This window comes from Corynebacterium lipophilum (assembly GCF_024102595.1).
Taxonomy (GTDB): domain Bacteria; phylum Actinomycetota; class Actinomycetes; order Mycobacteriales; family Mycobacteriaceae; genus Corynebacterium; species Corynebacterium pseudogenitalium.
On sequence record NZ_JAEUWV010000013.1, the window covers coordinates 1 to 26,314 of the forward strand.

General features: G+C 64.6%; 23 protein-coding genes, 1 tRNA gene and 1 other RNA gene. 9 read left to right on the forward strand and 16 right to left on the reverse strand.

All coding sequences use genetic code 11. From position 1 onward, the window contains the following. Positions 1 to 342 precede the first annotated feature (342 nt). Positions 343 to 428: transfer RNA gene (locus JMN37_RS08300), tRNA-Ser, on the reverse strand. A 114-nt stretch (positions 429 to 542) separates the two neighbouring features. On the opposite strand from JMN37_RS08300, the gene ffs reads away from it, so the two are divergent. The 6 genes from ffs to recR all read left to right on the forward strand — a co-directional run bounded on the left by ffs (position 543) and on the right by recR (position 5,696). Then, positions 543 to 641: signal recognition particle sRNA small type (gene ffs / locus JMN37_RS08305), an RNA gene on the forward strand. Positions 642 to 745: 104 nt separating this feature from the next. Continuing rightward, complete coding sequence (locus tag JMN37_RS08310; RefSeq protein WP_252931702.1) at positions 746 to 2,032, forward strand: aspartate aminotransferase type Ic; 1,287 nt, start codon at positions 746 to 748, stop codon at positions 2,030 to 2,032. After that, positions 2,029 to 2,565 carry a hypothetical protein gene (locus tag JMN37_RS08315; RefSeq protein WP_071573457.1) on the forward strand — a complete coding sequence of 179 codons (537 nt, stop codon included), beginning with the start codon at positions 2,029 to 2,031 and terminating at the stop codon, positions 2,563 to 2,565. Before JMN37_RS08310 ends, JMN37_RS08315 begins: the two co-directional genes overlap by 4 nt. Positions 2,566 to 2,583: 18 nt before the next feature. After that, entirely contained in the window at positions 2,584 to 4,560 is a 1,977-nt protein-coding gene (locus tag JMN37_RS08320) for a DNA polymerase III subunit gamma and tau (RefSeq protein WP_252931711.1), read from the forward strand. A 73-nt stretch (positions 4,561 to 4,633) separates the two neighbouring features. Beyond that, entirely contained in the window at positions 4,634 to 5,011 is a 378-nt protein-coding gene (locus tag JMN37_RS08325; RefSeq protein WP_070363280.1) for a YbaB/EbfC family nucleoid-associated protein, read from the forward strand. A 58-nt stretch (positions 5,012 to 5,069) separates the two neighbouring features. Then, the gene (gene recR / locus JMN37_RS08330) at positions 5,070 to 5,696 is read left to right on the forward strand and encodes a recombination mediator RecR (protein ID WP_070363279.1); all 627 of its coding nucleotides are present in this window, start codon (positions 5,070 to 5,072) and stop codon (positions 5,694 to 5,696) included. A gap of 206 nt (positions 5,697 to 5,902) precedes the next feature. Here recR and JMN37_RS08335 read toward each other — a convergent pair whose 3' ends face one another. From JMN37_RS08335 to JMN37_RS08360, 6 genes are all read right to left on the reverse strand, one after another. After that, a complete protein-coding gene (locus JMN37_RS08335) occupies positions 5,903 to 6,622 on the reverse strand; it encodes a type 1 glutamine amidotransferase (RefSeq protein WP_071566422.1) in 720 nt (239 codons plus the stop codon). Further along, on the reverse strand, positions 6,615 to 7,874 hold the full coding sequence (locus tag JMN37_RS08340; RefSeq protein WP_070477278.1) for a Mur ligase family protein: 1,260 nt from the start codon (positions 7,872 to 7,874) through the stop codon (positions 6,615 to 6,617). Before JMN37_RS08340 ends, JMN37_RS08335 begins: the two co-directional genes overlap by 8 nt. Positions 7,875 to 7,883: 9 nt before the next feature. Continuing rightward, complete coding sequence (locus JMN37_RS08345) at positions 7,884 to 8,876, reverse strand: DNA polymerase III subunit epsilon (RefSeq protein WP_252931712.1); 993 nt, start codon at positions 8,874 to 8,876, stop codon at positions 7,884 to 7,886. Positions 8,877 to 8,890: 14 nt separating this feature from the next. Then, on the reverse strand, positions 8,891 to 10,297 hold the full coding sequence (locus JMN37_RS08350) for a hypothetical protein (protein WP_252931714.1): 1,407 nt from the start codon (positions 10,295 to 10,297) through the stop codon (positions 8,891 to 8,893). A gap of 227 nt (positions 10,298 to 10,524) precedes the next feature. Continuing rightward, a complete protein-coding gene (leuA, locus tag JMN37_RS08355; RefSeq protein ID WP_252931716.1) occupies positions 10,525 to 12,285 on the reverse strand; it encodes a 2-isopropylmalate synthase in 1,761 nt (586 codons plus the stop codon). A gap of 152 nt (positions 12,286 to 12,437) precedes the next feature. Next, positions 12,438 to 13,295: a DMT family transporter gene (locus JMN37_RS08360; protein ID WP_252931718.1), complete on the reverse strand. Its 858-nt coding sequence runs from the start codon at positions 13,293 to 13,295 to the stop codon at positions 12,438 to 12,440. A 115-nt stretch (positions 13,296 to 13,410) separates the two neighbouring features. On the opposite strand from JMN37_RS08360, the gene JMN37_RS08365 reads away from it, so the two are divergent. After that, positions 13,411 to 14,676, forward strand: a complete 1,266-nt coding sequence (locus JMN37_RS08365) for an aspartate kinase (protein WP_070363272.1) — start codon at positions 13,411 to 13,413, stop codon at positions 14,674 to 14,676. 15 nt (positions 14,677 to 14,691) lie between these two features. Next, positions 14,692 to 15,726 (forward strand): aspartate-semialdehyde dehydrogenase, encoded by a 1,035-nt coding sequence (locus JMN37_RS08370; protein WP_070477284.1) that lies wholly within the window; start codon positions 14,692 to 14,694, stop codon positions 15,724 to 15,726. A gap of 358 nt (positions 15,727 to 16,084) precedes the next feature. On the opposite strand, the gene JMN37_RS08375 is transcribed toward JMN37_RS08370, so the two are convergent. The 3 genes from JMN37_RS08375 to JMN37_RS08385 form a co-directional block, all read right to left on the reverse strand. Next, complete coding sequence (locus tag JMN37_RS08375) at positions 16,085 to 17,359, reverse strand: YkvI family membrane protein (protein WP_070477286.1); 1,275 nt, start codon at positions 17,357 to 17,359, stop codon at positions 16,085 to 16,087. Between the two features lie 72 nt (positions 17,360 to 17,431). Then, positions 17,432 to 17,629 carry a helix-turn-helix domain-containing protein gene (locus JMN37_RS08380; RefSeq protein WP_177224298.1) on the reverse strand — a complete coding sequence of 66 codons (198 nt, stop codon included), beginning with the start codon at positions 17,627 to 17,629 and terminating at the stop codon, positions 17,432 to 17,434. Between the two features lie 193 nt (positions 17,630 to 17,822). Next, on the reverse strand, positions 17,823 to 18,368 hold the full coding sequence (locus JMN37_RS08385; RefSeq protein ID WP_070363268.1) for an RNA polymerase sigma factor: 546 nt from the start codon (positions 18,366 to 18,368) through the stop codon (positions 17,823 to 17,825). Positions 18,369 to 18,464: 96 nt separating this feature from the next. Between JMN37_RS08385 and JMN37_RS08390 the strand changes: the two genes are divergently transcribed. Further along, positions 18,465 to 20,024, forward strand: a complete 1,560-nt coding sequence (locus JMN37_RS08390; RefSeq protein WP_071573601.1) for a catalase — start codon at positions 18,465 to 18,467, stop codon at positions 20,022 to 20,024. A 229-nt stretch (positions 20,025 to 20,253) separates the two neighbouring features. Here JMN37_RS08390 and JMN37_RS08395 read toward each other — a convergent pair whose 3' ends face one another. Genes JMN37_RS08395 through JMN37_RS08420 form a run of 6 tightly spaced genes read right to left on the reverse strand, consistent with a single transcriptional unit; the run spans position 20,254 to position 26,177 of the window. Next, positions 20,254 to 20,598, reverse strand: coding sequence for a Na+/H+ antiporter subunit G (locus tag JMN37_RS08395; RefSeq protein ID WP_070363266.1), 345 nt, complete (start codon positions 20,596 to 20,598; stop codon positions 20,254 to 20,256). Next, on the reverse strand, positions 20,598 to 20,864 hold the full coding sequence (locus JMN37_RS08400) for a cation:proton antiporter (RefSeq protein WP_071573602.1): 267 nt from the start codon (positions 20,862 to 20,864) through the stop codon (positions 20,598 to 20,600). Before JMN37_RS08400 ends, JMN37_RS08395 begins: the two co-directional genes overlap by 1 nt. Before the next feature lie 3 nt (positions 20,865 to 20,867). Next, positions 20,868 to 21,305 carry a monovalent cation/H+ antiporter subunit E gene (locus tag JMN37_RS08405; RefSeq protein WP_083433255.1) on the reverse strand — a complete coding sequence of 146 codons (438 nt, stop codon included), beginning with the start codon at positions 21,303 to 21,305 and terminating at the stop codon, positions 20,868 to 20,870. Between the two features lie 2 nt (positions 21,306 to 21,307). Beyond that, positions 21,308 to 22,837: a monovalent cation/H+ antiporter subunit D family protein gene (locus JMN37_RS08410; RefSeq protein WP_070477295.1), complete on the reverse strand. Its 1,530-nt coding sequence runs from the start codon at positions 22,835 to 22,837 to the stop codon at positions 21,308 to 21,310. Continuing rightward, positions 22,834 to 23,262, reverse strand: coding sequence for a cation:proton antiporter subunit C (locus tag JMN37_RS08415; protein WP_252931720.1), 429 nt, complete (start codon positions 23,260 to 23,262; stop codon positions 22,834 to 22,836). Before JMN37_RS08415 ends, JMN37_RS08410 begins: the two co-directional genes overlap by 4 nt. Before the next feature lie 5 nt (positions 23,263 to 23,267). After that, the gene (locus tag JMN37_RS08420) at positions 23,268 to 26,177 is read right to left on the reverse strand and encodes a DUF4040 family protein (RefSeq protein ID WP_252931721.1); all 2,910 of its coding nucleotides are present in this window, start codon (positions 26,175 to 26,177) and stop codon (positions 23,268 to 23,270) included. Between the last annotated feature and the right edge of the window lie 137 nt (positions 26,178 to 26,314).

Sequence of the window (26,314 nt, forward strand, 5' to 3'; positions counted from 1 at the left end):
AGGCACACATGCGTGAACGCGACCAAGCCAACTCACCCGACGGCCGGCCGAAAGTCTACGACACCGGCATCGACACCGACTTCAACCCCTCCTGGGCCATCCGACACGGCTGGGCAGGACGCTCATAACCCCAGCACAACACCCCACAACCCACCCATCCCGGCCCCCAAAAAGCACACATTTTGTCACTTAAGTCGACACGCCGAGAAAAGCACACATTTTGTCACTTAAGTCTCGGGCACCACTCCGAAAAACAGGGAATGTGGTGCACAGCAAGCCCAATGCAAATACAAAAACAGCGCACCCGGCGAAAACTTCAACCGGATGCGCTGTCAAAAAGCGCGGAGGATGTGGGATTTGAACCCACGAGGGTCGTGAAACCCGCACGCGTTCCAGGCGTGTGACATAGGCCGCTAGTCGAATCCTCCTAGTTGCGACACATCATGCGTCGAGGGACTACTTTAACCCATCCCCCCAGGTTCCGACAAAACGCCTGCGCAGTCAATGTTTTGCAACGCCTAAAGCTTCAGGCTAGAGTGTTCTGCAGGATCTCACGCGGTGCTCATCTCGTGAACTCCCCCAGGGCGGGAACGCAGCAAGGGTAAGCGGGCGCTGGCAGGTGCGTGAGGTCCCCTTTTTTATGGGGTAAAACTGGGGAAAAACCGTCGCGCGGGGTGGGGTGTCGCTAGTACGATGATGGGTCGTTAGTAGATACGCCGACGTACTCGAATAGGATACCAAGACATTGAACACCCCGTTGAAAGAACTAGATGCTGAGCAGCTTGCAAGCCTGGCTGCTGAGTTGCGTGAGCAGTACAAGCAGCTGGAGGAGACCAACATGGCGTTGGATCTCACGAGGGGGAAGCCCTCGGCGCGCCAGTTGGACTTGGCGGACGATCTGTTGGCACTGCCGGGTGTGGGGAATCACCGTGATGCGTCGGGTGTGGACGTGCGTAATTACGGCGGCCTGACGGGCATTTTGCAGTTGCGTGAGTTGTGGGCCGAGGCGCTCGGTATTGACCCGAAGCTGTTGGTGGCGGGAGACTCGTCGTCGCTAAATATTATGTTTGACCTGGTGTCCTGGGCGTACACGTTTGGGACGAATGATTCGCCGCGGCCGTGGGCGGATGAGCAGCGCGAGCACGCGATTAAGTGGCTGTGCCCAGTGCCCGGCTATGACCGCCACTTCACGATTACGGAGCGCTTCGGCTTCGAAATGATCACCGTCCCGCTGCTGGAGGACGGCCCCGACATGGACGTCGTGGAGGAGCTGGTGAAGGACCCTGCTGTGAAGGGCATGTGGTGCGTGCCGGTGTTTTCCAACCCGACGGGCGCGGTGTACTCGCAGGCGACCATCGAGCGTCTGGCGGCGATGGAGACGGCCGCGCCGGACTTCCGCGTTGTGTGGGACAACGCGTACGCGGTACACACGCTGACGGATACGTTCCCGGTGAACGCGGACGTGCTTGCGCTGTCGGCGAAGGCGGGTAACCCGAACCGGTTCTGGTACATGTCGTCGACGTCGAAGATTACGCACGCGGGTTCGGGCGTGGCGTTCTTTGCCTCCTCGCAGGAGAACTTGGAGTGGTACGAGTCGATCGCGAATGTGCGAGGCATCGGCCCGAACAAGGTGAACCAGCTGGCGCACGCGATGTACTTCAAGGACGCGAATGGCGTGCGTGAGGTGATGCGGAAGCACGCGGAATCGCTGGCACCGAAGTTTGAGGCTGTGCTTGAGGTGCTGGAGAACCGGCTCGGGGGCACGGGCGTGGCGACCTGGTCGAAGCCGAGGGGCGGCTACTTCATCTCCCTGGACGTGATGGACGGGACCGCGACTCGCGTGTGGGAGTTGGCGAAGCAGGCCGGCATTAGCCTGACGAAGGCGGGGTCGGCGTTCCCGAAGGGGGAGGACCCGAACGACCGCAATATTCGCCTAGCGCCGTCGATGCCGCCACTGGAGGATGTCACGCGGGCGATGGACGGCGTGGCCACGTGCGTGTTGCTCGCGGCGGTGGAGAAGCTCGGCGCATGACGGGCGACGACCTCGCTGCCTGGCTGGCCTCGGTGTTTCCGGGGATGCAGCTTTCGCTTGTCGACGCCCGCGCCGTCGCCACCGCGGAACTGAACGGTGCGAACGTGGCGGTTACCGCCGGGTTCAGCGGTACTGACATGGGGCTGGTGGCGCTTGATGATGGCGGCCCCGAAGTTGTGTGCGAGGTGATGGCGGTGGGGGACGTCGACAAGCAGGTGCTTGCTGAGGCCGTCGTGGACGCGACCCGCGAGCTTGAGCGCCTTGGAGTGCCGGGGCAGCCTGGCGTGCTGCTCGAGGGGCTGCTGGCGGACGCGCCGGGCACCGTGCGGCATGGGCTACTGCGGGAGCCGGAGGTTTTCGCGCAGGGCACCCCGCTGGTGCGAGAACCGGGCCGGATTACGCTGCTTCTGGAGCTGATTGCGCTGACGGATGAGGAGTTCGGGATCGCCTCCGAGCAGGGCTATCCGGTGCTGGAGCGGCGTCTGCGCAGGCGTGGCGTGGATGTGAAAGATTGGTGCCGGGAAGAGGGCTGATCGTCTACACTTGGCGCCGTGGCTCTGTACCGGAAATATCGTCCTGCAACGTTTGGTGAGCTGGTTGGGCAAGACCAGGTGACTGTGCCGTTATCGAACGCTCTCGACAACGGGCGTATCAGCCATGCGTACCTGTTTTCGGGGCCGCGGGGGTGCGGTAAGACGTCCTCGGCGCGCATCCTGGCGCGCTCGTTGAACTGCGTTGAGGGGCCGACGTCCACTCCGTGCGGCAAGTGCGCGTCCTGCGTGTCGCTGGCGCCGGGTGGCACCGGGAACCTGGACGTGATGGAGCTCGACGCCGCCTCCCACGGCGGTGTCGACGACATGCGTGAGCTGCGCGAACGCGCCATGTTCGCGCCTGCGGAGTCCCGCTACCGCGTCTTCATCATCGACGAGGCGCACATGATTTCACCCTCCGGCAACAACGCCCTGCTCAAGATTGTGGAGGAGCCGCCAGAGCACCTCATCTTCATCTTTGCGACGACCGAGCCGGAGAAGATCCTCGGCACGATTCGCTCGCGTACCCACAACTACCCGTTCCGCCTGCTGACCCCGCAGGCGATGCGCCACCTGCTGGAAAACATCGTTGCGGAGGAGGGCGCGTTCGTCGACGAGAACGTGTACCCGCTGGTCATCCGCGCTGGCGGCGGGTCGCCGCGCGACACGCTGTCGGTGTTGGATCAGCTGTTGGCGGGCGCCGGCCCGGACGGCTTGACCTACGACATGGCGCTGCCGCTGCTCGGGGTCACGGACCTCACGCTTCTCGACGCCGCCGTCGACGCCCTCGCGGCCAAGGACGCTGCGGCGATGTTCCACACCATCGATAAGGTGATTGAGTCCGGCCACGAGCCGCGTCGCTTCGCCCTCGACCTGCTGGACCGGCTGCGTGACCTGCTGCTCATCGTCACCGTGCCGGATGCCTTCGGCGAAGGGCTTGTCGACGCCCCCGTCGACCGCGCCGAAATCCTCCGCGCGGAGGCGCAACAGTTCCACCCGTCGACGCTGGCCGCGCTCGCGACCGAGGTCAACGACCGCATCGCGGACCTGCGCGGCGCGACGTCCCCGCGCCTGCTGCTGGAAGTGATGATGGCGCACCTGCTCACGATGGGCGACCGCCCGGCGGTTTCCTCGGCTACCTCAGCTGCACCGGCGCCTGCTGCCCCTGCGCAGGCGGCCCAGCCTGCCCAGTCGGCCCCGTCGCAGGGTGGGGGAGCCGCGGCCGCTGCCGCTGCGGCGGCCAGGATTGCGGAGCGCCGCAAGGCGCAGAGTGCGCCAAAGCCTGAGCCCAAGCCCGAGCCGAAGCCTGAACCGAAGCCGGTGCCGCAACCACCCGCGGAACCCGCAACGCCGCCGAAGCCGGAACCAACCCCGGCACCGAAGCCAGAGCCAGCACCTGCGGAAGACCTCCTCGAACGCGTGCAGCGTGACTGGATGAAGCTGCGCCAAGCTGTGGGCAAGCGCAACCAGGTCGCCGAAATCATGCTTGCCGAGGCAAAACCGCTCTCCCTCGACAACGAAGACGGCCAGCCCACGCTGCTCATCGGACACAACACGGGTGCCCTCGCGGAGCGCCTCAACGCCGACAACAACAACGCGGACATCGTCGCGGTGTTCTCCGAAGCGCTTGGCACCAAGGTTGCCGTGCGTTGCGTGGTGGGCACGAAAGGGGCGAAGGGGGCGTCGAAAAGTGAAGCAACCCCAAAACCCGCAGCGCAGCAGTCCACTGACTGGCGGGCGATAGCGAAGGCCGCCGGGCAGCGCAGCGCGCAACAGGAGCGCCGCGAGCGCGAGGAAGTCCCGCCGCCGCCCGAACCGCCCCACGACGACGCCGGATGGGAACCGCCTCCGCCGCCGCCCGAGCCCTACAGCCAAGAGGACGAAGAGCGCGACATGGTCGACCAGGCCGAGGCCGAGTCGGCGACCTTCGACCGTCGTGACGCCACCGAAGTTGCCATGGACCTGCTTGCCAGCGAACTTGGAGCCAAGCCCTTGTAAGCATTCAGGAACTACCGGGTACACTGGTGAGCAAATTAGACAAAATCACTGACACGAAAGGGTGTTACACACCATGACCCAGCCAAATATGCCTCAGGACATGCAGGAACTCATCCGCCAGGCAGCCGAGGTGCAGCAGGCGCTGCAGCAGGCACAGCAGGAGCTGCTCAGCACCACCGTCACCGGCACCGCTGGCGGCGGCCTGGTCACCGTCGTCATGACCGGTGGCGCAGAGATCACCGACCTGCAGATCAAGCCGGAGGCTGTTGACGCCGACGACGTCGAGACGCTGCAGGACCTCATCCTCGCCGCATACCGCGACGCCCACAACAAGGCCGGCGAACTGGCGCAGGAGAAGATCGGCCCACTGACCGGCGGCGCAATGCCACAGGAGGCTCCTGGTGGTCAGCAGCCTGCACCTGGTGAGATTCCGTTCGGCGGCATCATCTAAACCCACCCGCTTGAACGCCTGGCACTTCGCCAGGCGTTTTGTGTTGTAAAGGACCCCCATGTTCGAAGGACCGCTCCAAGACCTTATCGACGAGCTCTCGCGCCTCCCCGGCGTCGGACCCAAGTCTGCGCAACGGATCGCCTTCCACCTTCTCCAAACCGAGCCCGAAGATATCGACCGGCTCCGCGCCGCCCTCGCCGGCGTCCGCGACGGCGTGACGTTCTGTCGCATCTGCAACAACGTCTCCCGCGAAGCGGTCTGCCGCATCTGCGCCGACTCCGGCCGCAAAAAAGACCTCATCTGCGTCGTCGAAGACGCCAAAGATATCCAGGTCATCGAGCGGACCGGTGAGTTCAACGGCCGCTACCACGTGCTCGGTGGGGCACTGGACCCACTTGCGAACGTGGGCCCCAAGGACCTCGCCGTCACGCCCCTGCTGAAGCGCATCGGCGGCGTCCTTCCCGACCTCGACGGCGACGACGCCCCCCAAATCACCGAAGTCATCCTCGCCACCGACCCCGACACCGAAGGCGAAGCCACCGCCTCCTACCTGGCCCGCCTGCTCAAGGACTTCCCAGATCTGACCGTCTCCCGCCTGGCCTCCGGCATGCCGCTCGGCGGCGACCTCGAGTTCGTCGACGAGCTCACCCTCTCCCGCGCGCTCTCCGGGCGGCTCACGTTGTAGGAGGTGCTGTGCACCAAATTCCCTCACTGACCCTAGGTGCTGAGGCGTTTCCCCAGGTCGCGAAAATCCAATGAGGGAATTTGGTGTCACCCCAACCGGGCCGAGTGCCAAAGGACGCAACCGCTTATTTGCGACCTGGGCTTTTCCCGAGTTCCTCGGAACGAATTGCGTCCTTTGGCACTGGCTCCTAGAGCGCTAGCGGCAACCTACCTGAGGCGCTCCTTGCGCAGCTGGTCCACCTCGGGCAACGCGAGTGGGGTGAGTTCCTGGGCGTGGATGCCGAGGGCGCGGGCGAGGAGGAGGTCGGCAAGTTCGGGGTTGCGGGCCAGGGCGGGGCCGTGCATGTAGGTGGCGATGACACTGCCCTGCACAACGCCCTCAACGCCAGCCCGAGAACCAGCACCCACGTTGTTGCCCACGCCGCGTTTCACCTGGCCGAGTGGGGAGGCGTCGGGGCCGAGGGTGGTGCCGCCCATGTGGTTTTCGAATCCGGTGAGGGGGGCGGAGAGGCCGTCGAGAAGTGGGTGGGATTGGACTTCCCCGATGGCGCGCTCCGACATGGGGGAGGTGCGGACGTCGAGGACGCCGATGCCGGCGACTTCCTCGCCGTGGGCGGTGAAGCTGTGGCCGAGGACCTGCATGCCGGCGCAGACGGCGAAGACGGGGCGGCCGGCGTCGATGGCGCGCTGCAGGCCGGGGGATGCTTGCAGGCGGGAGGCCGCAATGATTTGGGCGGAGTCCTCGCCGCCGCCGAGGGTGTAGATGTCGCAGTCGGAGGGGATGTCCTCGGTGAGGGGGATGGGTCGGATGTGGGTGTCGATGCCTCGCATGCGGGCGCGTTGGCGCAGGACGAGTGCGTTGCCGTCGTCGCCGTAGGTGCCGAGTACGTCGGGCAGCAGCAGGCCGATGGTCAAAGTGTTAGTCACGGTCCAGCTCCTTGTGTAGGTCCTTTTTGAGGTCGCGGAAGGCGGTGTAGTTGGCCAGCACTTCGACGCGGCCGGGTGGGCAGGCGCGGATGGCGTCGACGCAGTTGTGGATCAGTTCGTGTTCGATGTCGGCGTAGAGCAGGCGCACGGCGAGGTCGGTGCCGCGTTCGCCGGCGGCTTTGACGGCGATGCCGTGGAAGTCTTCGAACTTGACGTCCCAGAGCCAGGAGAGGTCTTCGCCGTCGGCGACTTGGCCGTTGACGGCGATGACGAGGCCGTCGGCGGTGCGGTCCACCATGGAGAGGGCCTCTTGCCAGCCTGCCGGGTTCTTGGCCAGCAGGAGGCGGACTTCGTGGTCGCCGAAGTGGATGGTGGAGTAGCGCCCGGCGACGTCTTGGACGTCGGCGACGGCGGCGAGCGCGGAGGCGAGTGGTACACCGAAGACGTCGACGGCGCAGGCTACGGCCTGTGCGGCGTTGCCGCGGTTGGCCCGCCCGGGTAGCGCCAGGTCAAGCGTGACGACGCCCCCATCCGGGCAGCGCAGGCCGTCGTCGGTGACGGCGTAGGTGGGGGTAGGGCGTCGAAACTCGGAGCCATCGGGGAGGGGCTCGACGGCGTACCAGTCGTCCTCGGTGCGTACGACGTGGCCGCCGCTGCGGGGGTTGGTGACGGAGTCTCCGAGCCAGCCAGCGCCCGCGGAAACCCAGATGACGTTGGGGTGGTCCCAGGCGACGGAGGTCATCAGCACGTCGTCGCAGTTAGCGATGACGGTGGCCTCCGGGTGGGCGTTGACGGCGCCGCGGAGGGCGCGCTCGATCTTGTTGATCTCGCCGACGCGGTCCAGCTGGTCGCGCGACAGGTTGAGCAGCACGAACGCCTTCGGCTGCAGCCGGTCGGCGACGTGGGGGACGTGCAGCTCGTCGACCTCGAGGGCGATCGTGGAGGCGTCCTTGCCCGCCATGAGCGCGGAGATGATGCCGGCGTCCATGTTGTCGCCGCCGTCGTTGGTGGCCACGGTCCTGGTGGAGCGCAGCGCCGCCACCAGCATCTTTGTGGTGGTGGACTTGCCGTTCGTGCCCGTCACCAGCACGGCCGGGCGCCCCTTGGACAGGCCTGCCATGATGTTCGGGTCGATCGCGTTGGCAACGAGCCCGCCGATCATGCCGCCGGCGCCGCGGCCGGTGGCGCGCGACGCGAACGTGGCGGCCTTCGCGGCGGCCAGCGCAACAGAGGTACGCAGTTGTGAGAGCATGCCTCTACGTTAGTCGCGCGCTACGGCCTGGAGAAACTCCTGCGCGCTGAGCACCGGGATGTTTTTGCGGTGCGCGTGCATCGCTTTGCCACGCAGTTCTGCGCCGCGGGAGGGGGCGTCGGATACTACGAGGGATGCGGTGCGTGTGAGCTTTTCTTGGTAGTTCAGCCCGGCGTCGAGCGCGGCCTGGATGAGCTCGTCGGGGTCGACGGCGACGTCGTCGGAGATGGAGATCTCCATGCCTGGCTTGAGGCCCGCACCCGTGTAGACGCCCGGATTATCGACGTCCCCTTCGCGCTTATGCGCGTCCACCCGCAGTGCGGAGCGCTGCAGGCCGAAGCGGTCCGCCTTGAGGTCCTCCGGGTCAATGCTGGTCAGCGTGCCGTTTTCGCGCAGCTGCAGGTACACCGCGACGAGCTTCAGTGTGGCCGCCCGGGAGAGTTCCTCCTCGGGGACGCTGGCGCGTTCGACGGTGGCGGTGGCCGGTTCGGAGAGCACGCCGACTTGGTTGGCCACGGCGTTGAGTCGCTCGTCGATGAGGATGTGGCCCTGGCGGCGCGCGCTGCCGAGGATGTCCACGATTGCTTCGGGGCGCGGGATGTGGCCGACGCGCTGGCGGCGCCGGTTGTGTTTGCGGGCGCGTTGGCGGTTGGCGCGGGCGGCGGCGTTCATGGCGCGGCGCGACTCGGAGACGAGGTACCCCCACTCCGTGGGGCTGTCGAGCACGATGAGGGTGCGGTCGTCGATAAGCTTGTTGAGTGTCTTGAGGTGCCGCGCGAACCGTGGCGCCTGAGCGAAGTCGCTCTTCTCCAGGTTGTGGAGGTGGCGCGGGCCGGCGTCTTTGACCGGGTTGAATACGGCGTGGAAGTCCTCGCCGACCTCGCCGTTTTCGTCGAACGTGACCGCATCGAGGGTGAGCAAACGCCCCGTGGAGGGGTGGATGCTTGTCGAAAGGGCGCTTACCGCGACGAACGGAAAGAGCTCGTGGTCAGGTGTTGTCATCACTCTGATAGTAGCTATGGCCACTGCACGCGGTGTAATGGCCCGCCGAGCGGCGTGTCCGACTGGATCTGCAGGCCGCCGAAATTGTACTGGTAGTCGGGCGCAGGTGCCGGGGCTGGCGCGGGCTGCTCCTGCACGGGAGCGGGCTGCTGCACAGGCGCTGGGGCGGGCACGGGCGCAGGCGCTGGGGCCTGCCACACCGGGGCCGGTTGTGCTGGCGCCTGGTACACCGGTTCCTGTTGCGCCGGGGCTGGCGCCGAGGCCGGCTCAGACGCGGGCTCTGAAGAAGGCGGTGTGGTCTCCTCAGTGGTCTGTTCCGTCGACCGCTTCGAAGGCTCCGGCTTCTGGCCGGACTTGCTCGGGGAGTGCGCAGGCTCCGTCATGTACGTGGAAACTGTGTCCGGCGAGCCGCTCCACTGCTCGCTGAACGCCACCGAGCCGATCAGTGCGATCAGCAGTGCGCCGATGACAGCGGCTACCCAGCGCATCGGGTGGATTGGCTGGTTCTTCTTCGGCTGCGCCTCCGGGGTCTTCTCGTCCGCCGGGGTCTCCACGGCGGGGAACTCCTCCGAATCAGCCTTCGCTGCGGCGGACTTGGCCACCGCGTCGGCGCTGTCCTCCAGCTCCTCTGGGCGTACCACGGGGATCACGGTGGTCGCCGACATCGCAGAGGTATCCGGGTGGCGCGGGTGGACCTGCACCGGCGGAATCGGGGAGAGGGGCGGAAGTACGTCCGGGGCGAGCGGGCCAACGGTCACGCTCAACGACGGCTTTCCACCCAGCGGCGCGAGGTAGCCGTGAGCTACCGCCAGCAGCCCACGGTCGCTGAGGGACTGCAGCGTCGGCAGCAGCGCGGTGGCCACTGGCCCCGCCAGGGTGCCGACGGCCCGATCTCCAATCGCGACCTGCACAGTATCTTCGGCGGCATCCTCGGTGGCGCTCAGCGTGAGCAGGTAATGCTTCCGGTCCAGCACCGAAACTTCTTTGGCTTCCTGCGCGTCCGGGAGGAAGGAGACGTCGTAGGTGCGGGTGTCGTCGAGAAACACCCACGGCTCGGTCGGGGGCTGGTTGGTGGGGATGCACAGGCCGGGGCGTGGCAGGCGAAGGACGGTTTGCAGGGAGCCGTCCGCAAGGCGGGTGGCGCGCACCGTGACCTGCGGGATCATCGAGGCTTCCACGATCCAGGACAGCTCCGCGTACTCGCGCGCGTCCGAGGCGCTCATGCTGCCGAGCACCGAGTCCTGGAAGTGAATGTCGAACCCGCCGCACTCAGCGCGCGGGATAAGCAGCGCCGCGAGGTCTGCTGCGTCCGTATTGGCGGAATCGAGCAGGTGAATGATGTGCTCTTGCTCCGCCTCGTGCACCGGGATGTTGCGAACAGCACCAAGCCCGTGGCCTGGAACCACGTATGTTGTTGCCATTTCGCCCTGCCTTACCCGGTGCTGCCTCGCCAGTAGATAAATCTCCGAGCACTGAGTATAAGGCGCGCACCTGGGGCAACGCATACCGCCCCCTGTGGGCGTGCTATACGTCACGTTCGTACGCAGCGCGGATACACATTCACTGAGAGGGGCGTAAGAGAAGCGAGCGCGCTTTATCACTCGCATCTCAGTCCACGCGCCAGAAATACCCCACGACGGGGGTGGCGCTACTCGACCGTCGAACGGTTCACCGCGGACACGATGGCCTGCATCGACGCCAACGTCGTCGACCCTGCCACACCAGCGCCCCATGCACGCTTGCCATCGACGTCCGCGTAGATGTAGCAGGCCGCGTCGGCGTCGTCACCCGCGGAGCGGGCGCGCTGCGAGTAGTCCTGCACCTCGACGTTGATGCCGATGTGCTCGAGCGCGTTCGCGAACGCCGCGATCGGGCCGTTGCCTACACCGGCAACATCGTGGTCCTGCCCGTTGTAGGTCACGCTCGCGCGGATCCCGGTCGCCGCGGTGTCCTTGCCCTCCTCATCCGACGTGCGGAAGGAGTGCAGCTCCAGCGGAGCATCCAGGTCCAGGTAGGTCGTGGCGAAGATGTCCCACATGTTCTTCGAGTTGATCTCGCCGCCCTCGCTGTCGGTGATGTTCTGCACCACCGCCGAGAACTCCGGCTGCATCGCCTTCGGCATATCGATGCCGTGGTCCGTCTTCATGATGTAGGCAACGCCACCCTTGCCGGACTGGGAATTGACCCGGATGACGGCCTCGTAGTCGCGGCCCACGTCCTTCGGGTCGATCGGCAGGTACGGGACCTCCCACACTGTCTCGCGCAGCTCTTCCCACTGCACCTCGGTGGAGTTCGCGCCGGGGCGCACCTTGCTCGCCAGGGCGTCCAAGCCCTTGTTGATGGCGTCCTGGTGCGAGCCGGAGAACGCGGTGAATACCAGGTCGCCGCCGTAGGGGTGGCGCTCCGGGACGCGCAGCTGGTTGCAGTACTCCACGACGTCGCGGATGCGCTGGATGTCGGAAAAGTCGATCTGCGGGTCGACGCCCTGCGTCAGCATGTTCAGGCCCAGCGTGATCAGGTCGACGTTGCCGGTGCGTTCGCCGTTGCCGAACAGGCAGCCCTCGATGCGGTCCGCGCCCGCCATGTAGCCCAGCTCAGCGGCGGCGATGCCCTCACCGCGGTCGTTGTGGGGGTGCAGCGACAGGATGATGGAGTCGCGGCGCTGCAGGTTGCGGTGCATCCACTCGACCGAGTCCGCGTACACATTCGGGGTAATCATTTCGACGGTCGCCGGGAGGTTAATGATCATCGGCTGCTCGGGGGTCGCGTCCATGATCTCGACGACGGCGTCGCACACCTCAGCCGCAAAGTCCAGCTCGGTGCCGGTGAAGGACTCCGGCGAGTACTCCCAGCGCCAGTTCGTGTCCGGGTAATCCTTTGCGATCCCCTTGATCAGCTCCGCCGCATCCGTCGCCAGATTCTTGATCGCCGGGCGGTCCTTACGGAACACCACCTCGCGCTGCAGTTTCGACGTCGAGTTGTAGAAGTGCACGATGACGTTCTTCGCACCCGAGCAGGCCTCGAACGTGCGACGAATCAGGTGCTCACGGGCCTGTACCAGCACCTGGATGGTGACGTCGTCCGGGATCATGTCCTGCTCGATGATCTCGCGCACAAAGTTGAAGTCAGTCTGCGAGGCGGACGGGAACCCTACCTCGATTTCCTTGTAGCCCATCTCCACCAGCAGGTTGAACATGCGGCGTTTGCGCTCCGGGTTCATCGGGTCAATCAGGGCCTGGTTGCCGTCGCGCAGGTCAACCGCGCACCACTGCGGCGCGTGCGTGATGGTGGCGTCTGGCCAGGTGCGGTCCGGCAGGCGGATAGGCTCCACTTCCTGCGCAAACGGCAGGTAGCGGTGCGCTGGCATCGTGGATGGTTGCTGCTTATTCCATGCAGGTTGGGTGGTCATTTGGGCTGTTCTCCTTCGCGGCGTGTTTTACGGTCGGCGTGCACAAACTCCGCGACGGGCGCCGGCCGTGTTACAACGAGGCCTGTATCCCGCCGCGGCAGACTAGGAGCTGCAGCTGATGTGACATGCGTCAAAGCATACACGTTTTGCGACTAGCCCACTTGAATACTGGTCCGGGTGAGCATCGCCGCGCTGGCCAGCATCATCATTATCGACGCCACCATCGCCACCCAACCCCCAACAGTGGACACAGCGAAGTTCTCCCCGAGCAGCACAATCCCCAGGGTGAGCGCCACCAGTGGCTCGACGACCTTCATGGCGGGCAGGGTGGTGGCCAGTTTGCTGGCGCCGAACGCGAACTGCTGCACCGCGGTGCCCAGTACCGCGCAGGCCAGCATGGCCCAGAACTGCCAGGACTCCACCAGCCCCACCAGGCCACCGTGTACGTAGGCGTCAACCGCCACCTTGGAAAACACCGCCAAGTAGCCGAAGATCGCGCCACACAGGATGCCGTAGGCCAGCGCTTGGGTTGCCGCGCCGCGGGTGCGCGCGAACACGACCGTGCCAACCATCCAGGCCACCCCAAACCCGATTGCCAGCACCCAACCAGTCATCCCAGGCGGGGCAGTGCCCGGCACTGGGCGGCCCACCAGGATCACCACCGCAACGAAAATGGTCAGCAGCGTCGCCCACGCCGTGCCCTGCCGCGACATTGTGCGGTGTTCCACGCGCGCCGAAAGCAGCAGCGTGAACATGAGTGAGAGCACCAGGATCGGCTGGACCACCAGCAAGGATCCGAACGCCAACGCTAGCGCCTGAAAGCCGTACGCGGCCAGCGCAAGAGCGAGCGATGCCCACCAGGCGGGGCGTCGCAAAGAGGCGAGCGGTGCGGGATTGACCTCCGTCGTGGAGCGGCCGGCGCGCAGAATGCGGTGGCGCCACACCGTCCCCACCGCGATGAGCAGCGCAGACGTGAGCGCAAAGCTGATCGCGAGGAAGTCGTTCTGCATGGTCAACGATAATACTAATTTTCTGTGCCATGTCGCCCCATAGTCGTTTTTGGGACGCTATTCTTATAGTGCGGATTTTCACGCGACAGTTTTTACACCGATGGAAGGTTCTACCATGGCATTGATCGTGCAGAAATACGGGGGCTCGTCCCTCGAAAGCGCCGACCGCATACGCGCGGTTGCTGAACGCATCGTTGCCACTAAGAAGCAGGGGCACGATGTCGTGGTGGTGTGTTCCGCAATGGGCGACACCACCGACGAGCTGCTGGACCTCGCCGCCCGCGTCAACCCAACCCCACCCGCCCGCGAGATGGACATGCTGCTCACCGCAGGCGAGCGCATCTCGAACTCGCTGGTCGCGATGGCGGTCGCATCCTTCGGCGCTGATGTGCAGTCCTTCACCGGCTCGCAAGCGGGCGTCATCACCACCGAGCGCCACGGCAACGCCCGCATTATTGAGGTGACGCCGGGCCGCGTCCAAGAAGCTATCGACGCCGGCCGCATCGCCATCGTCGCCGGCTTCCAGGGCGTCAACCGTGACACCAAGGACGTCACCACCCTCGGCCGCGGCGGGTCCGATACCACCGCCGTCGCCCTCGCCGCCGCCCTCGGCGCCGACGAGTGCGAAATCTACTCGGACGTCGACGGCGTCTACACCGCCGACCCACGCATCGTCCACGATGCCCGCAAGCTCGACAAACTCTGCTTCGAAGAGATGCTTGAGCTCGCCGCGTCCGGCTCGAAAATCCTTGTGCTGCGCAGTGTGGAATATGCGCGCGCATTCAACGTACCCATGCGGGTGCGTTCGTCATACAGCAACGATCCCGGCACCCTCGTCGCCGGAGCATTGGAGGATATCCCCATGGAAGAAGCAGTACTGTCCGGCGTTGCCACCGACGCCTCCGAAGCGAAAATCACCATCCTCGGCGTCAAGGACCTGCCAGGGGAGGCCGCCAAGGTGTTCCGCGTCCTCGCCGACAACGAGATCAACATCGACATGGTGCTGCAGAACATCTCCAGCCTCCACAACCTGACCACCGACATCACCTTCACCCTCCCAATTGCCGACGGCCCCCGCGCCATGGAACTGCTCAAGGCCCTCCAGGCGAAAGAAGGCTGGGACAACATCACCTACAACGACCAGATCGGCAAGGTGTCCCTCATCGGTGCAGGCATGAAGACCCACCCGGGCGTCACCGCCGACTTCACCGAAGCACTTCGCGACGCCGGCGTGAACATCGACATGATCACCACCTCCGAAATCCGCATCACTGCCGTTGTACGCGAAATCGACCTTGAGGAAGCCACCCGCGCTATCCACGACAAGTTCGAACTCGGCGGCGACGAACCAGCCATCGTCTACGCTGGCACCGGACGCTAAGAAAGGACACACTTCATGACCACCATCGCAGTAGTAGGTGCAACCGGCCAGGTCGGCCGCGTCATGCGCGAAATCCTCGCCGAACGAGACTTCCCAGCGGACAAAGTGCGCTTCTTCGCATCACCACGCTCCGCGGGTAAGCACCTCGAATACCGCGGCCAGGACGTCGTCGTCGAAGACCTCACCCAGGTCACCGAAGACTCCGTCGCCGACGTCGACATCGCGCTCTTTTCCGCAGGCGGCGGCACCTCCAAGCAGTGGGCCCCAGTCTTCGCAGCCGCCGGCGCCACCGTCGTAGACAACTCCTCCGCGTGGCGCAAGGACGACGACGTCCCCCTCATCGTCTCCGAGGTCAACCCCGACGAAGCCAAGGCGCCAGCCAAGGGCATCATCGCGAACCCGAACTGCACCACCATGGCAATCATGCCCGTGGCCAAGGCACTCCATGACGCCGCCGGCCTTCACACCATGCGCGTAGCCTCCTACCAGGCCGTATCCGGCTCCGGCCTCGCCGGTGTGCAGGCGCTTGCAAATCAGGTCGCCGAAATCGGCGAGCGCAACACCGAACTCGCCCTCGACGGCTCCCTCCTCCAGCCCGAGGAGCTCGGCCCATACGTCGCACCGATCGCCTTCAACGCGCTGCCACTCGCCGGCAACCTCGTCGACGACGGCACCGAAGAAACCGACGAGGAGCAGAAACTCCGCAACGAATCGCGCAAGATCCTCTCCATCCCAGATCTGCGCGTCTCCGGCACCTGCGTCCGCGTCCCAGTGTTCACCGGGCACACCATGGTCGTCCACGCCGAGTTTGAGAAGGAAATCACCCCTGACCAAGCTCGCGCCGTCCTGGAGGCCGCGCCGGGCGTCTCCGTCGTCGACGTACCGACCCCTCTCGCCGCCGCCGGCAAGGACGATTCCCTCGTCGGCCGCATCCGCCAGGACCAGGCCGTCGACGGCAACCGCGGCCTCGTGTTCGTCGTCTCCGGCGACAACCTGCGCAAGGGCGCCGCACTGAACACGATTCAGATTGCGGAGCTGCTTGTGAAGTAGCTTTTCTGGCTTCTTGAGGGCGCTTGAGGGCGCTTGAGGCGGTCCCCTGGGGTTTGTTCCCTGGCGGGGCCGCTTTTTGCTGCGCTTTGAGCGTGTTGCTGGTGGTGGTGGAGACACCACATTCCTTTGAGCAGCGCCAACGACCTGGGGAAACGCTCAGGGCTGCTCCTGAAAGCGGGAATTTGGTGTCGGACCGGGTGGTGGGGACACCACATTCCATCAAGTACTGCCTACGACCTGGGGAAACGTCCCGACCCCTCTCCGAAAAACAGGAATTTGGTGCGCTCACCCTTGTATGAGCCAAAGAAAAAGTGCCAAAGCACGCATCTTGCGTCCCTTGGCACTTGGCGGAGCAGGATTATTTAGCCTGGCTCTCAGCCTCTTCCGTCTCGAGGACTTCTTCCGCTTCGAGGGCCTGCTCGGCCTCTTCGATCATGGCTTCCTTGAAGTCCTTATTTTCCATGACGGACTTCTCGGTAATCTTGTCCAGCTCGCGCTGGTCGTGGCGGGTGAACTTCACGCGCGGATCGAGTTTGTCCTTCATGAGCTCGAGGGCGCGGCGTCGCAGGCTGCCTTCGTGGCGCAGGGTTTCCGAGCCGCGGATGCGGGCTGATGTGACCACGACGATGAGTACCAGGCCCAGGTAGCCCAGGATCGGGTAGACGAACGAGATTAAGTCCTTGAAGCCGACGAAGGACAGGACGAACCCGATCAGGCACGCGGAGATGTAGATGACGCGGAACTTCTGCTGGCGACCGCGTGCCAGGCGCTTGCCTAGGGCGTAGAACATGCCCAACGAGGTGGCGAAAATCATGCCGAAGATCACGAACGTCATGATGAGGCCGAGTGTTGGGTTGATGTTGTTGATGAGGGTGAGCATCGGCATGTCGTGGCCGTTGACGTCGCTGATGCTGACCATGAGGCCCATGCCGAGCAGGAGCAGCATCGCGAGGTAGGCAATGCCGCCGAAGAGGCCGCCGAGGCCGGTTTCGCGCGGATCGAGGTAGTTGCCGCCGATGACGACCGCCATGGACACAACGCAGATGAAGTTCAGGCCGGTGTAGTTCAGTGCGGCGATCCACCAGTTTGGCAGCTCGGTTGCGACGTCCTGGGCTGCGATGTTGATGCTATCCCAGTCTGGCTGCGCGTTGACGATGGTCCAGGTGCAGCCGCCGATCACGAAGATCAGGAGGAATGGGGTGAGGATGCCGATCGCGCCGGTCACCTTATTGACGTCCAGCATGCCAACACCGAGCACCATTGCCAGCATGATGACGGCGCCGATCCAGACCGGGATGCCGAACTGCTGGTTCAGGTTCGCGCCCGCACCTGCGAACATGATGAACCCGATGGAGAACAGCGTGATGATGGTCGAGATGTCGAGCACCCAGCCCATGACCTTGCCCGTGATGTTGCCGAGCACTTCCATGTGTTCAGTCGCCTGGAAGTAGGAGCCAAGCTGGAGGATGGAGATACCGCCGACCAGCATCAGGGCCGAGCTCAAGAGTGCTCCCCAAATGCCTTGCGTGCCGAAGGCTACAAAGTACTGCATCGCTTCCTGCCCGGACGCAAACCCGGCGCCGACAACGATGCCGATGAAGGCAAAGGAGATCGCTATTGCGTTTCGAATCATAAAAGGCAGTGTAGTTGATGGGTTGGGCCTGGTCGGTGAATTCGGAACCTTTTTGGTTTGGTTCCAGGTGGATCATTCGTCCGTGTTGGCGCGCTGCGCTGCGTCCCTTTTGCGTATGAATGCGAAGACGTCGTCGGCGTAGAGGCGCCGGTGCGCCCCGACTTTGTGGCCGGCTAATTGGCCGGTGTCGATGAGCTTCACGACGTGAGGCCTGGACACGTGGAGGAGGTCCGCCGCCTGCTGGGTGGTGAGTTCTTTACGTACGGGCACTATTTCAACCGGCCTGCCCTCCACCTCGTTGGCGAGCACTTCGCGTAGTGCAGAGGCGGCGGATCGTGGAATCCGTAGCGGCTGCTGGGACCCATCGACGACAATGTCGACGCTGCTCGAGTGGGGTTGTGAAAGCGCGATGTCAAGGTCTTCGAGGGCCTGCTGTGCAATAAACGAAAAATGGGATTATGAACTAGGTCTGTTCAGTGAGTCGCATGATGTCTTTTCGGGCGCGGGCGACGCGGGAGCGGATGGTCCCGATGCGCACGCCAGCGATTTTGGCGGCTTCCTCGTAGCTGTAGCCGAGCACTTGCGTGAGGACGATGGCTTCGCGCCTGTCGGGGGCGAGTTCGTTGAGGAGGTTGTGGGCGTCGATAACTTCGGGCCACAGGTTCGGGTCGTCGGTGCTGGGCTGTTGGTTGGCGACGTCGTCGTAGTCACTGTTGGTGGCGCGCGGGCGGCTGCGGTCGTGGCGCACGGAGTCGATCCAGGTGCGGCGCGCGATGGAGAGGAGCCACGTGCGGGCGGTGGAGCGGCCGGCGAAGCGTGGGAGGGCGCCGAGGGCGCGCAGGTAGGTTTCCTGGGTGAGGTCGTCGGCGGCGTCGTGTCCTGCGAGGTGGGCGAGGAGGCGCCAGACGTCGTCTTGGGTGGCGGCGATGAAGTCGGTGAGGGCAGCTTTGTCGCCCCGACCTGCCCGGAGGGCGAGGTCGGTGACGTACTGGCTATCGCTGCTGTTCACGAATAAAAAGGGTACCAGTATTGGAAAAACCCTTGATGCCACTCTGATATTCGCGTACTGTATAAATCGAACCCTAACAATAAGGAGGGACTAACAATGGCAGAGAAGAACGTAGACCACATCCTTTCGAACGGCGAACGTCCAGCGGGCAAGGGTCAAACCACCCAGCTCAGTGGCCAGCCCGTCCCATCGGAAAACGTGAGTGTTACGCAGGGCCGTCAGGGCGCGAATGTCCTGGATGACATTCACCTCATCGAGAAGCTTGCGCACTTCAACCGCGAGAATGTCCCCGAACGTATTCCACACGCGAAGGGCCACGGAGCATTCGGTGAGCTGCACATCACCGAGGACGTGTCCAAGTACACGAAGGCGAAGCTCTTCCAGCCTGGCACCGTCACCCCGATGGCTGCACGCTTCTCCACCGTTGCTGGTGAGGCAGGCTCCCCAGACACTTGGCGTGACGTCCACGGCTTTGCGCTGCGCTTCTACACCGAAGACGGCAACTACGACATTGTCGGCAATAACACCCCGACGTTCTTCCTGCGCGACGGCATCAAGTTCCCGGACTTCATCCACTCCCAGAAGCGCCAGCCGAACTCCGGCCTGCGCGATGACGAGATGCAGTGGGACTTCTGGACCCGCACCCCTGAATCTGCTCACCAGGTGACCTACCTGCTCGGCGACCGCGGCACTCCGAAGACCTCCCGTCACCAGGACGGATTCGGCTCCCACACCTTCCAGTGGATCAACGAGGAAGGCACCCCAGTTTGGGTCAAGTACCACTTCAAGACCCGCCAGGGCTGGGAATGCTTCACCGACGAAGAAGCCACCGAGAAGGCCGGCACGGACCCGGACTTCCAGCGCGAGGACCTCTTCAATGCCATCAAGGAGGGGGACTACCCAATCTGGGACGTCAAGGTCCAGATCATGCCGTTCGAGGAAGCGAAAGACTACCGCTTCAACCCGTTCGACCTCACCAAGACGTGGTCGCAGAAGGACTACCCGCTTATCGACGTCGGCTACTTCGTCCTCAACCGCAACCCGAAGAACTTCCACGCCCAGATCGAGCAGCTGGCACTCGACCCAGCCAACCTGGTCCCAGGCATTGGCCTGTCCCCGGACCGTATGCTGCAGGCTCGCGTCTTTGCGTACGCTGACCAGCAGCGCTACCGCATCGGCGCCAACTACAAGGATCTGCCGGTCAACCGCCCGATCAACGAGGTGAACACCTACGCAGAGCGCGGCTCCATGGCATACTTCTTCAACGAAGAGAACGAACCAAACTACAGCCCGAACTCCTACGAGAAGGGCGCCGGCTACCTCGACGACGGCGAAACCTCCGCGAGCGGCCAGGACCTCGGCCTCGCCGAGAACCTGTACATCAACCCGGACCCGGAGGGCACCGACCTGGTGCGCGCCGCCTACGTCAAGCACGCTGAGGATGACGACTTCGGCCAGGCCGGCACCCTCTACCGCGACGTCTTCGACGACGCCGCCAAGGAACGCTTCGTGCACAACATCACGAACAAGATGATGGCGATCACCAACAAGGAGATCGAGGAGCGCGTCTACGAGTACTGGGGCAAGGTCGACGCTGACCTGGAGACCAAGGTTCGCGAGTCCCTTGCTGCTAAGCGCGCTGCGCAGCAGAAGTAACCCTTAACGATTTAAACCCGCCAGGACGGTGACGTCCCGGCGGGTTTAGGCGTTTTTGGGGTACAGACACGGCACCACCCCAAGCGTTTTGTTCGTGTCGAGGTGTTAACGGAGTGCGATGCTGGTCACCGAAAACCGGCTCGGGCGGGTGAAAATGCGCGACCTGCATCGCACTCCTTTAAGCCCACGCTATGAATGGTTTTGGGCGCCACCCCCCAAAAAACGGAACCTAAATCCGGTAGTTTGGCCGGTTCGGGTGCCGGTCGCGCTTATCGGAGACGGTCACGCCGTAGAGGGTGCGGCCCATGATGAAGGAGCCGACGGAGCCGACGATCCATACGCCGGCGATGGCGATGATGGCGCGGAGGAAGTCGTTGAGGTCGAATCCGGTGGTGGACCAGGACCAGATCAGCTTGGCAACGACCAGGATCGGGAAGGCGAGGCAGACGGTTGGGCCGAGCAGGTTCGCGCGGGTCAGTGCGTCGGGGGCGCGCAGCTGCAGGAGCGCGGTGGCGACCACCAGTAGGGTGGCCACGATGACGAGCGCTGCGACGATGATTTCGATGATGGTCATTAGCGGCGTCCTCTCGTGATGATGCGGGCCATGGAGATGGTCGGGATAACGCCACAGACGAGGCCTGCGAGGATGGCGATTTCGTAGCCGATCATGGTCTGGGTCCAGATGGACCAGACGAGGAAGATGGTGACCATGGCGTAGAAGATGAGGTCGGCCATGACGGCGCGGGAGAGTTCGTCCTTGACCAGGATCAGACCACCGAGGCCGACGAGCAGGCTGAGCGCCATGACGATGACGCAGCCCATGAGGATCGTTTCAAACATGTTCTAGTCCATCCTTTCCGCGGGTGGCAGGGTGTGGTCGTCGGGGTCGCCGAGGTCCACGTAGTGGTCCCACCCGATGGATGCGGGGTCCAGCGGGGTGGCTTTGACTGCCGGGTTGATGCGCTCTTCCATGTCGATGAGGCCGGCGATCTGCTCTAAAGGGTCGCTGCCGAACGCGGCCTGCACCAGCAACACGATCGGGCCGCCTTCCTGGGCGGGGTAGCGCAGTCCGAGGGACAGCGTGCCCGGGGTGACGGTGATGGAGGTGGAGTACCAGAAGATCTGCCAGTCGGTGGTCAGGCGCAGCGGGTAGTAGATGATGATCGGGTCCAGCCCGGTGTTGGGCTTGAACGCGGCGGCGGCTGCGCTGAAGCCGGAGGCGAAGATTTCTTTGATGAGCCAGGCGGTGTAGCCCACGCCGTGTACGAAGCGTTGCAGCATGGTTAGTTACCTCCTTGGAGGGTGTCCACATCGGGGATGCCGATGGCGTCGTCGCCGAGGACGGCGGTGGTGTAGGAGTCGACGTCGAGAAGGCTGTCGACGGCCGCGGTGCTGGCTGCCCAGAGTGGGCCGGCACCGATGAACATGCCGAGGGACATGAACATGAGCAGCGCGGACGGTGCGAGCAGCTTCGCGCGGACGTTGAGGGCCTTCGGGTAGTGCTGCATTGGGCGGCCCCAGAAGACGCGCTTCCAGACGCGCATCATGGACAGCAGCGCACCGAAGGACGCGACGATGATGGTGGTGATTGCCACCCAGGAGCGCCAGTCGCCGGGTGTAGCGGCGGCGAGCACGATGGTGACCTTGCCGAAGAGGCCGGAGAACGGCGGGAAGCCGACGATGGAGAACGCGCCGGCGACGAAGACGGCGGAGGTGAGCGGGTCGCGGCGTGCGAGGCCGGACAGCTTCGAGATGGTGCCGGTGCCGTAGGTTTCCTCGATGGCACCGACGTTGAGCACGAGTGCTGCGATGGTGATCATGTGATGCAGCGTGTACATGAGGCCGGCGGCAAGCGCGTAGCGGGCGTCGTCGTTAGTAAAGGCCAGCATGATGAGGATGAACGGCATGCCGTTGACCATCTGGTAGCCCAGGACGCGGCGCATGGTGTGCTCGGCAAGGCCGGCGAAGCCACCGATGAGCATGGAGATCACCATGATGACGATGATCAGTGCGTTCCAGCGCGCGTCCATGTCGAAGATGACCACCCAGATGCGGAAGAGCATGTAGACGGCCACCTTGGTGTGCAGGCCGGAGAACAGGCCCATGACGGCGGCACTGGTGGAGGGGTAGGTGCGTGGCAGCCAGGTATGGACCGGGAAGACGCCGGCTTTGGCGGCGATGGCGATGACGACCAGGCCGGTGGCCACGGTGATCGGGCCGTTGCCGGCCGCGGCGCCGCGCAGGGCGGCGATGTTGACGGCGCCGGCAACACCGTAGATGTAGCCCACGCCCATCACGAGCAGCGTCGACGCCGCCAGGTTCACCAGCACGAACGTGCGGGCAGACAGCAGGCGGTTGCGGGTGCCGGTCATGGCGATGAGGCCGTAGGACGGCAGCAGCATGACCTCGATCATGACGAAGAAGTTGAACAGGTCCGCGGTGAGCAGCGCGCCGGAGACACCGGTGATAAGCACCAGGGTTAGCGGCGTGAAGTAGCGCGCCTGGGTTTCACCGGCCACGCTGGCGAACCAGTTGGAGGTCAGCGCCACGATCATGGTGGTGATCAGCATGATGGCCGAGAACTGGTCGGCGGCGAAGGAGATGCCGACGCCGCCCTGGTACAGGCCGATGACGTGGGAGATGGTGCCGTGCTCGGCGGTGTAGCTGTACAGCCAAATGGCCAGGCCGAGGTTGATGGCGGGGATGATGAGGCCCAGGGCGTCGTTGCCGCGCTTCCAGGGACTGAGCGTCGTCACCGCCGCCATGATGAGTGGCAGCGCGACGAAGACTGGGAGGATTGCGTCCGCACTCATGCGCGTGGTGCTCCTTCCGTGTTGTTCATCTTTTTCGGGTTGAGGCGCGCGGTGCGGCCTGCGGTGGACAGCGCGGACGGGCTTAGGCGCATGAGGTCGTAAGTGCCTGCGATGCCGGTCGGGTTGTCCATGGTGTCGTCATCCTTGCCGAGGGAGGCCAGCATGAGCAGGATCGTGGTCGTCGCCATGGCGATAACGATGGCGGTGAGCACGAAGGCCTGCGGCAGCGGGTCGGATAGGTCGGCGAATTCGGTGCGGGAGGGGAATGCCTCGCCGCGCCAGGCGCCGACGCCGGTGGCAAGCAGCGTCAGGTTGGAGGCGTGGCCGAACAGGGACATGCCGAAGATGATGCGGACCATGCCGCGCTGCAGGATCATGTAGACGGACCCTGCAACCAGGACCGCGATGGTAAGTGCCATGACCATGTGGTTTACAGCTCCTTCGTGGTAACTGGGCGCGGGCTTTCCGCGGGGTTGAGTGGTGCTGGGTGGGCGTCGACAGGCTCGGCGGGCGCCTCTGGCTCTGGCACGTCCGGCAGCGGGTTCTCGCCGCCGCGGGTGTAGGTGAGGTCGGAGATGTCGGTGCCTGGGCGCAGGTAGCCGCCGAGCGCGTTGAGCGCCTGCGTGACCATCCCGAGCACGGCGAGGTAGATGCCGAAGTCGAAGATGAGGGACGTCGTCATGTGCTGTCCGGCGATCTCGCCGTGGATGGCGTACATGAAGCCGCCCTCGAGGAAGCCGAGGAAGCCGGAGCTGATCGCGATGATGATGCCCCAGCCCGTCAGCCGGATCGGGGTGAGTTGCTTCACGACGTACGCATCCGCGCCACGGGACAGGTAGTTGAGTCCGAACGCGGTGGCCAGCACGAGCGCTGCGACGAAGCCGCCGCCGGGGGCTGTGTGGCCACGGAAGAAGATGAGGACGGACAGCAGCGCGAGGATCGGCACGACGAGCGCGGACGCCTTGCGCAGTGGCAGCGAGTTGAGCTGCGACTGGCCGAACGGGCGTGGGCGGGTGCCGGCCTCGAACATGTGACGCGGCATGGACTGGACGACGGCCGCGATGACCACCGCCGCCATGCCCAGCACGGAGAGCTCACCGAGGGTATCGAAGCCACGGAACTCAACGATGATGACGGCGACGATGTTGTCCGCGCCGGTCATCTTTCCTCCCTCAGTGAGGTACCACAGTGCGAGGTCGGAGCGGTCGTGGCGGCCCAGCAGGGCGTAGACGCCGAGGAAGGCGACGATACCTGCGATGACAGCGACGACGGCCGCGAACACCTTGCGTGACGTCGGGGTCTTCGGGAAGGTGCGTGGCTGGTAGCGCAGCACCACCATGATGACCACGACGGTGAGGGACTCGACGAGGAACTGGGTCAGTGCCACGTCGGGGGCGCCGAGCATCAGCATCTGCAGGCTCATACCCACGCCGGTGGTGCCGATGAGCACCGCCGCGGCGAGGCGGGAGCGGGTGCGCACCAGGCCGATGACGGACAGGGCGATGATGGCGAATGGGATGAGGTCCCACCACACGTCGATGCCCTCGGCGCGTGGGGCGAGCGGCATGCCGTCGACACTCTGGGTGAGCACGGCGGTGCTGACGCCCAGGACGAGGATGCACAGCACGAGTGGCAGCAGGTGGCGCGACGGGTTGAACGTGTCCGCCATCGCGCCGAGCCAGCGGCCCACCTTGGAAAGCCCGCGGACCATGGCGTTGAGTAGGTCATTGCCGCTGGTTGGCAGCAGCTGCTTGTTCTCGACGGCCGCGAAGAACGGCTTGCGCACGAAGAGGACGAAGCAAACACCCAGCACGAGCACGATGAGCGAGACGATGAATGGCGCGTTCAGGCCGTGCCACAGTGCCAGGTGCGAGTGGAACTCGGTGTCGCCAGTGATGGTGCGCACGCCCGCGTTGATCGGGTTGTCTACCCAGCCGAGCGTGAACGGCAGGACCAGGGAGGTCAGGCCGGGCAGCGCGGCTGGCAGCCAGAGCGCGACGGGCGCTTCGGTGACGTGCGGCATGGGCTTGGTGCCGTCGATAAATGCGCCGAAGACGATCTTCGCCGAGTAGATGAAGGTCAGCAGGGCGGCAAGACCCGCGACGGCGAGCAGCAGCGGGCCGAAGCTGGTGGCGTCGAACGCCGTGAGGATGGATTCCTTCGAAATGAAGCCGAACAGCGGCGGGATGGCGGCCATGGAGGCCGCGGCCACGCAGGTGGAGGCGAAGGTGAACGGCAGCTGCTTGTACAGCTGGCCGAGGCGGCGGATGTCGCGGGAGCCGGCCTGGTGGTCAATGACGCCGATGAGCATGAACAGGGAGGACTTGAAGAGCGCGTGGGCCAGCGTGTGCACCATCGCGGCGGCGAGCGCCGCCGGGGTGCCGATGCCGATCGCCGCGACGATCCAACCCAGGTGGGAAACCGTGGAGTAGGCCGTCAGGTGCTTCAGGTCCGTCTTCGTAATGGCGAAGGCTGCCGACATCAGCGCGGTAAACAGGCCAGTGACCAGCAGCAGCGTGTTCCACGCGGTGACGTCGTGGAAGATGGTGGAGAAGCGCAGCAGGACGTAGACGCCCGCCTTGACCACTGCCGCTGCGTGCAGGAACGCGGAGACTGGCGTGGCTGCCGCCATGGCTTCAGGCAGCCAGAAGTGGAAGGGGAACTGCGCGGCCTTGGTGAAGGCGGAGAAGCCGATGAGCAGTGCCACCGTGGTGGTCAGCCCCGGCGACTGCGCCCAGACCGGCGACGCGAGCACTGCGCTGAGCTGCGTCGTTCCCGCCGCGACGGAGACGACCGCCAGGCCCGCCAGCAGCGTCAGCCCGCCGAAGAAGGTCAGGATGAGCGTGCGGTAGGAGCCGGCCTCGCCGCCGGAGCCGGAGCGGGCGATGAGCATGAAGGACGCGATCGAGACGAGCTCCCAGCCGATGAAGAGGAGCACGGTGTCGTCCGCAAGCACGAGCAGCAGCACCGAGAGGGTAAACGCCGTCATGATGGTGTAGAAGCTGGTGTTGCCCTCGCGCTTCGGCAGGTATGCGGCCGAATATATAAGGACAATGCCGCCAATGACGAGCGCGAGCAACGCAAAGAAGATGCTCAGGCCGTCCGCGCGCAGTGAGAACGCGATTTCGGTGCCGGGCCCGAGGATGTCGTTGGCCCATGTAAGGGACCACGTTTCCACGTTGCCTTGGGAAATGTTAGGAAATTCGCGGCCCAGCGTGACCGCTGCGGCGAACAGCAGGAGCGCCAGCGGCCAGCCTGCTTTCCTGTCGAAAACTCGCACGAGCAGCGGCGATAGCGGAACTGTCGCGGCCACGAATGCGAGCACGAGAGGTAGTGCCATGGTGAACCCTCTCTGAGTTTGGGATTTGAAAACTGTCAGTTGCTTTAAAGGGTAGCAACAAGCTTGGACAAGGCCACAACATCTTTGGGAGCGTGCGGTGTGCCTTCCAGCATTCATGCAGTTGCAGGGGTTACATT

Excerpts from the sequence above, each read along its gene's own strand:
- JMN37_RS08315 (WP_071573457.1), top strand. The coding sequence starts at position 2,029 with ATGACGGGCGACGACCTCGCTGCCTGGCTGGCCTCGGTGTTTCCGGGG.
- JMN37_RS08325 (WP_070363280.1), top strand. The coding sequence starts at position 4,634 with ATGACCCAGCCAAATATGCCTCAGGACATGCAGGAACTCATCCGCCAG.
- recR (WP_070363279.1), top strand. The coding sequence starts at position 5,070 with ATGTTCGAAGGACCGCTCCAAGACCTTATCGACGAGCTCTCGCGCCTC.
- JMN37_RS08340 (WP_070477278.1), bottom strand. The coding sequence starts at position 7,874 with ATGCTCTCACAACTGCGTACCTCTGTTGCGCTGGCCGCCGCGAAGGCC.
- JMN37_RS08345 (WP_252931712.1), bottom strand. The coding sequence starts at position 8,876 with ATGACAACACCTGACCACGAGCTCTTTCCGTTCGTCGCGGTAAGCGCC.
- JMN37_RS08350 (WP_252931714.1), bottom strand. The coding sequence starts at position 10,297 with ATGGCAACAACATACGTGGTTCCAGGCCACGGGCTTGGTGCTGTTCGC.
- leuA (WP_252931716.1), bottom strand. The coding sequence starts at position 12,285 with ATGACCACCCAACCTGCATGGAATAAGCAGCAACCATCCACGATGCCA.
- JMN37_RS08360 (WP_252931718.1), bottom strand. The coding sequence starts at position 13,295 with ATGCAGAACGACTTCCTCGCGATCAGCTTTGCGCTCACGTCTGCGCTG.
- JMN37_RS08365 (WP_070363272.1), top strand. The coding sequence starts at position 13,411 with ATGGCATTGATCGTGCAGAAATACGGGGGCTCGTCCCTCGAAAGCGCC.
- JMN37_RS08370 (WP_070477284.1), top strand. The coding sequence starts at position 14,692 with ATGACCACCATCGCAGTAGTAGGTGCAACCGGCCAGGTCGGCCGCGTC.
- JMN37_RS08375 (WP_070477286.1), bottom strand. The coding sequence starts at position 17,359 with ATGATTCGAAACGCAATAGCGATCTCCTTTGCCTTCATCGGCATCGTT.
- JMN37_RS08390 (WP_071573601.1), top strand. The coding sequence starts at position 18,465 with ATGGCAGAGAAGAACGTAGACCACATCCTTTCGAACGGCGAACGTCCA.
- JMN37_RS08395 (WP_070363266.1), bottom strand. The coding sequence starts at position 20,598 with ATGACCATCATCGAAATCATCGTCGCAGCGCTCGTCATCGTGGCCACC.
- JMN37_RS08400 (WP_071573602.1), bottom strand. The coding sequence starts at position 20,864 with ATGTTTGAAACGATCCTCATGGGCTGCGTCATCGTCATGGCGCTCAGC.
- JMN37_RS08405 (WP_083433255.1), bottom strand. The coding sequence starts at position 21,305 with ATGCTGCAACGCTTCGTACACGGCGTGGGCTACACCGCCTGGCTCATC.
- JMN37_RS08410 (WP_070477295.1), bottom strand. The coding sequence starts at position 22,837 with ATGAGTGCGGACGCAATCCTCCCAGTCTTCGTCGCGCTGCCACTCATC.
- JMN37_RS08415 (WP_252931720.1), bottom strand. The coding sequence starts at position 23,262 with ATGGTCATGGCACTTACCATCGCGGTCCTGGTTGCAGGGTCCGTCTAC.
- JMN37_RS08420 (WP_252931721.1), bottom strand. The coding sequence starts at position 26,177 with ATGGCACTACCTCTCGTGCTCGCATTCGTGGCCGCGACAGTTCCGCTA.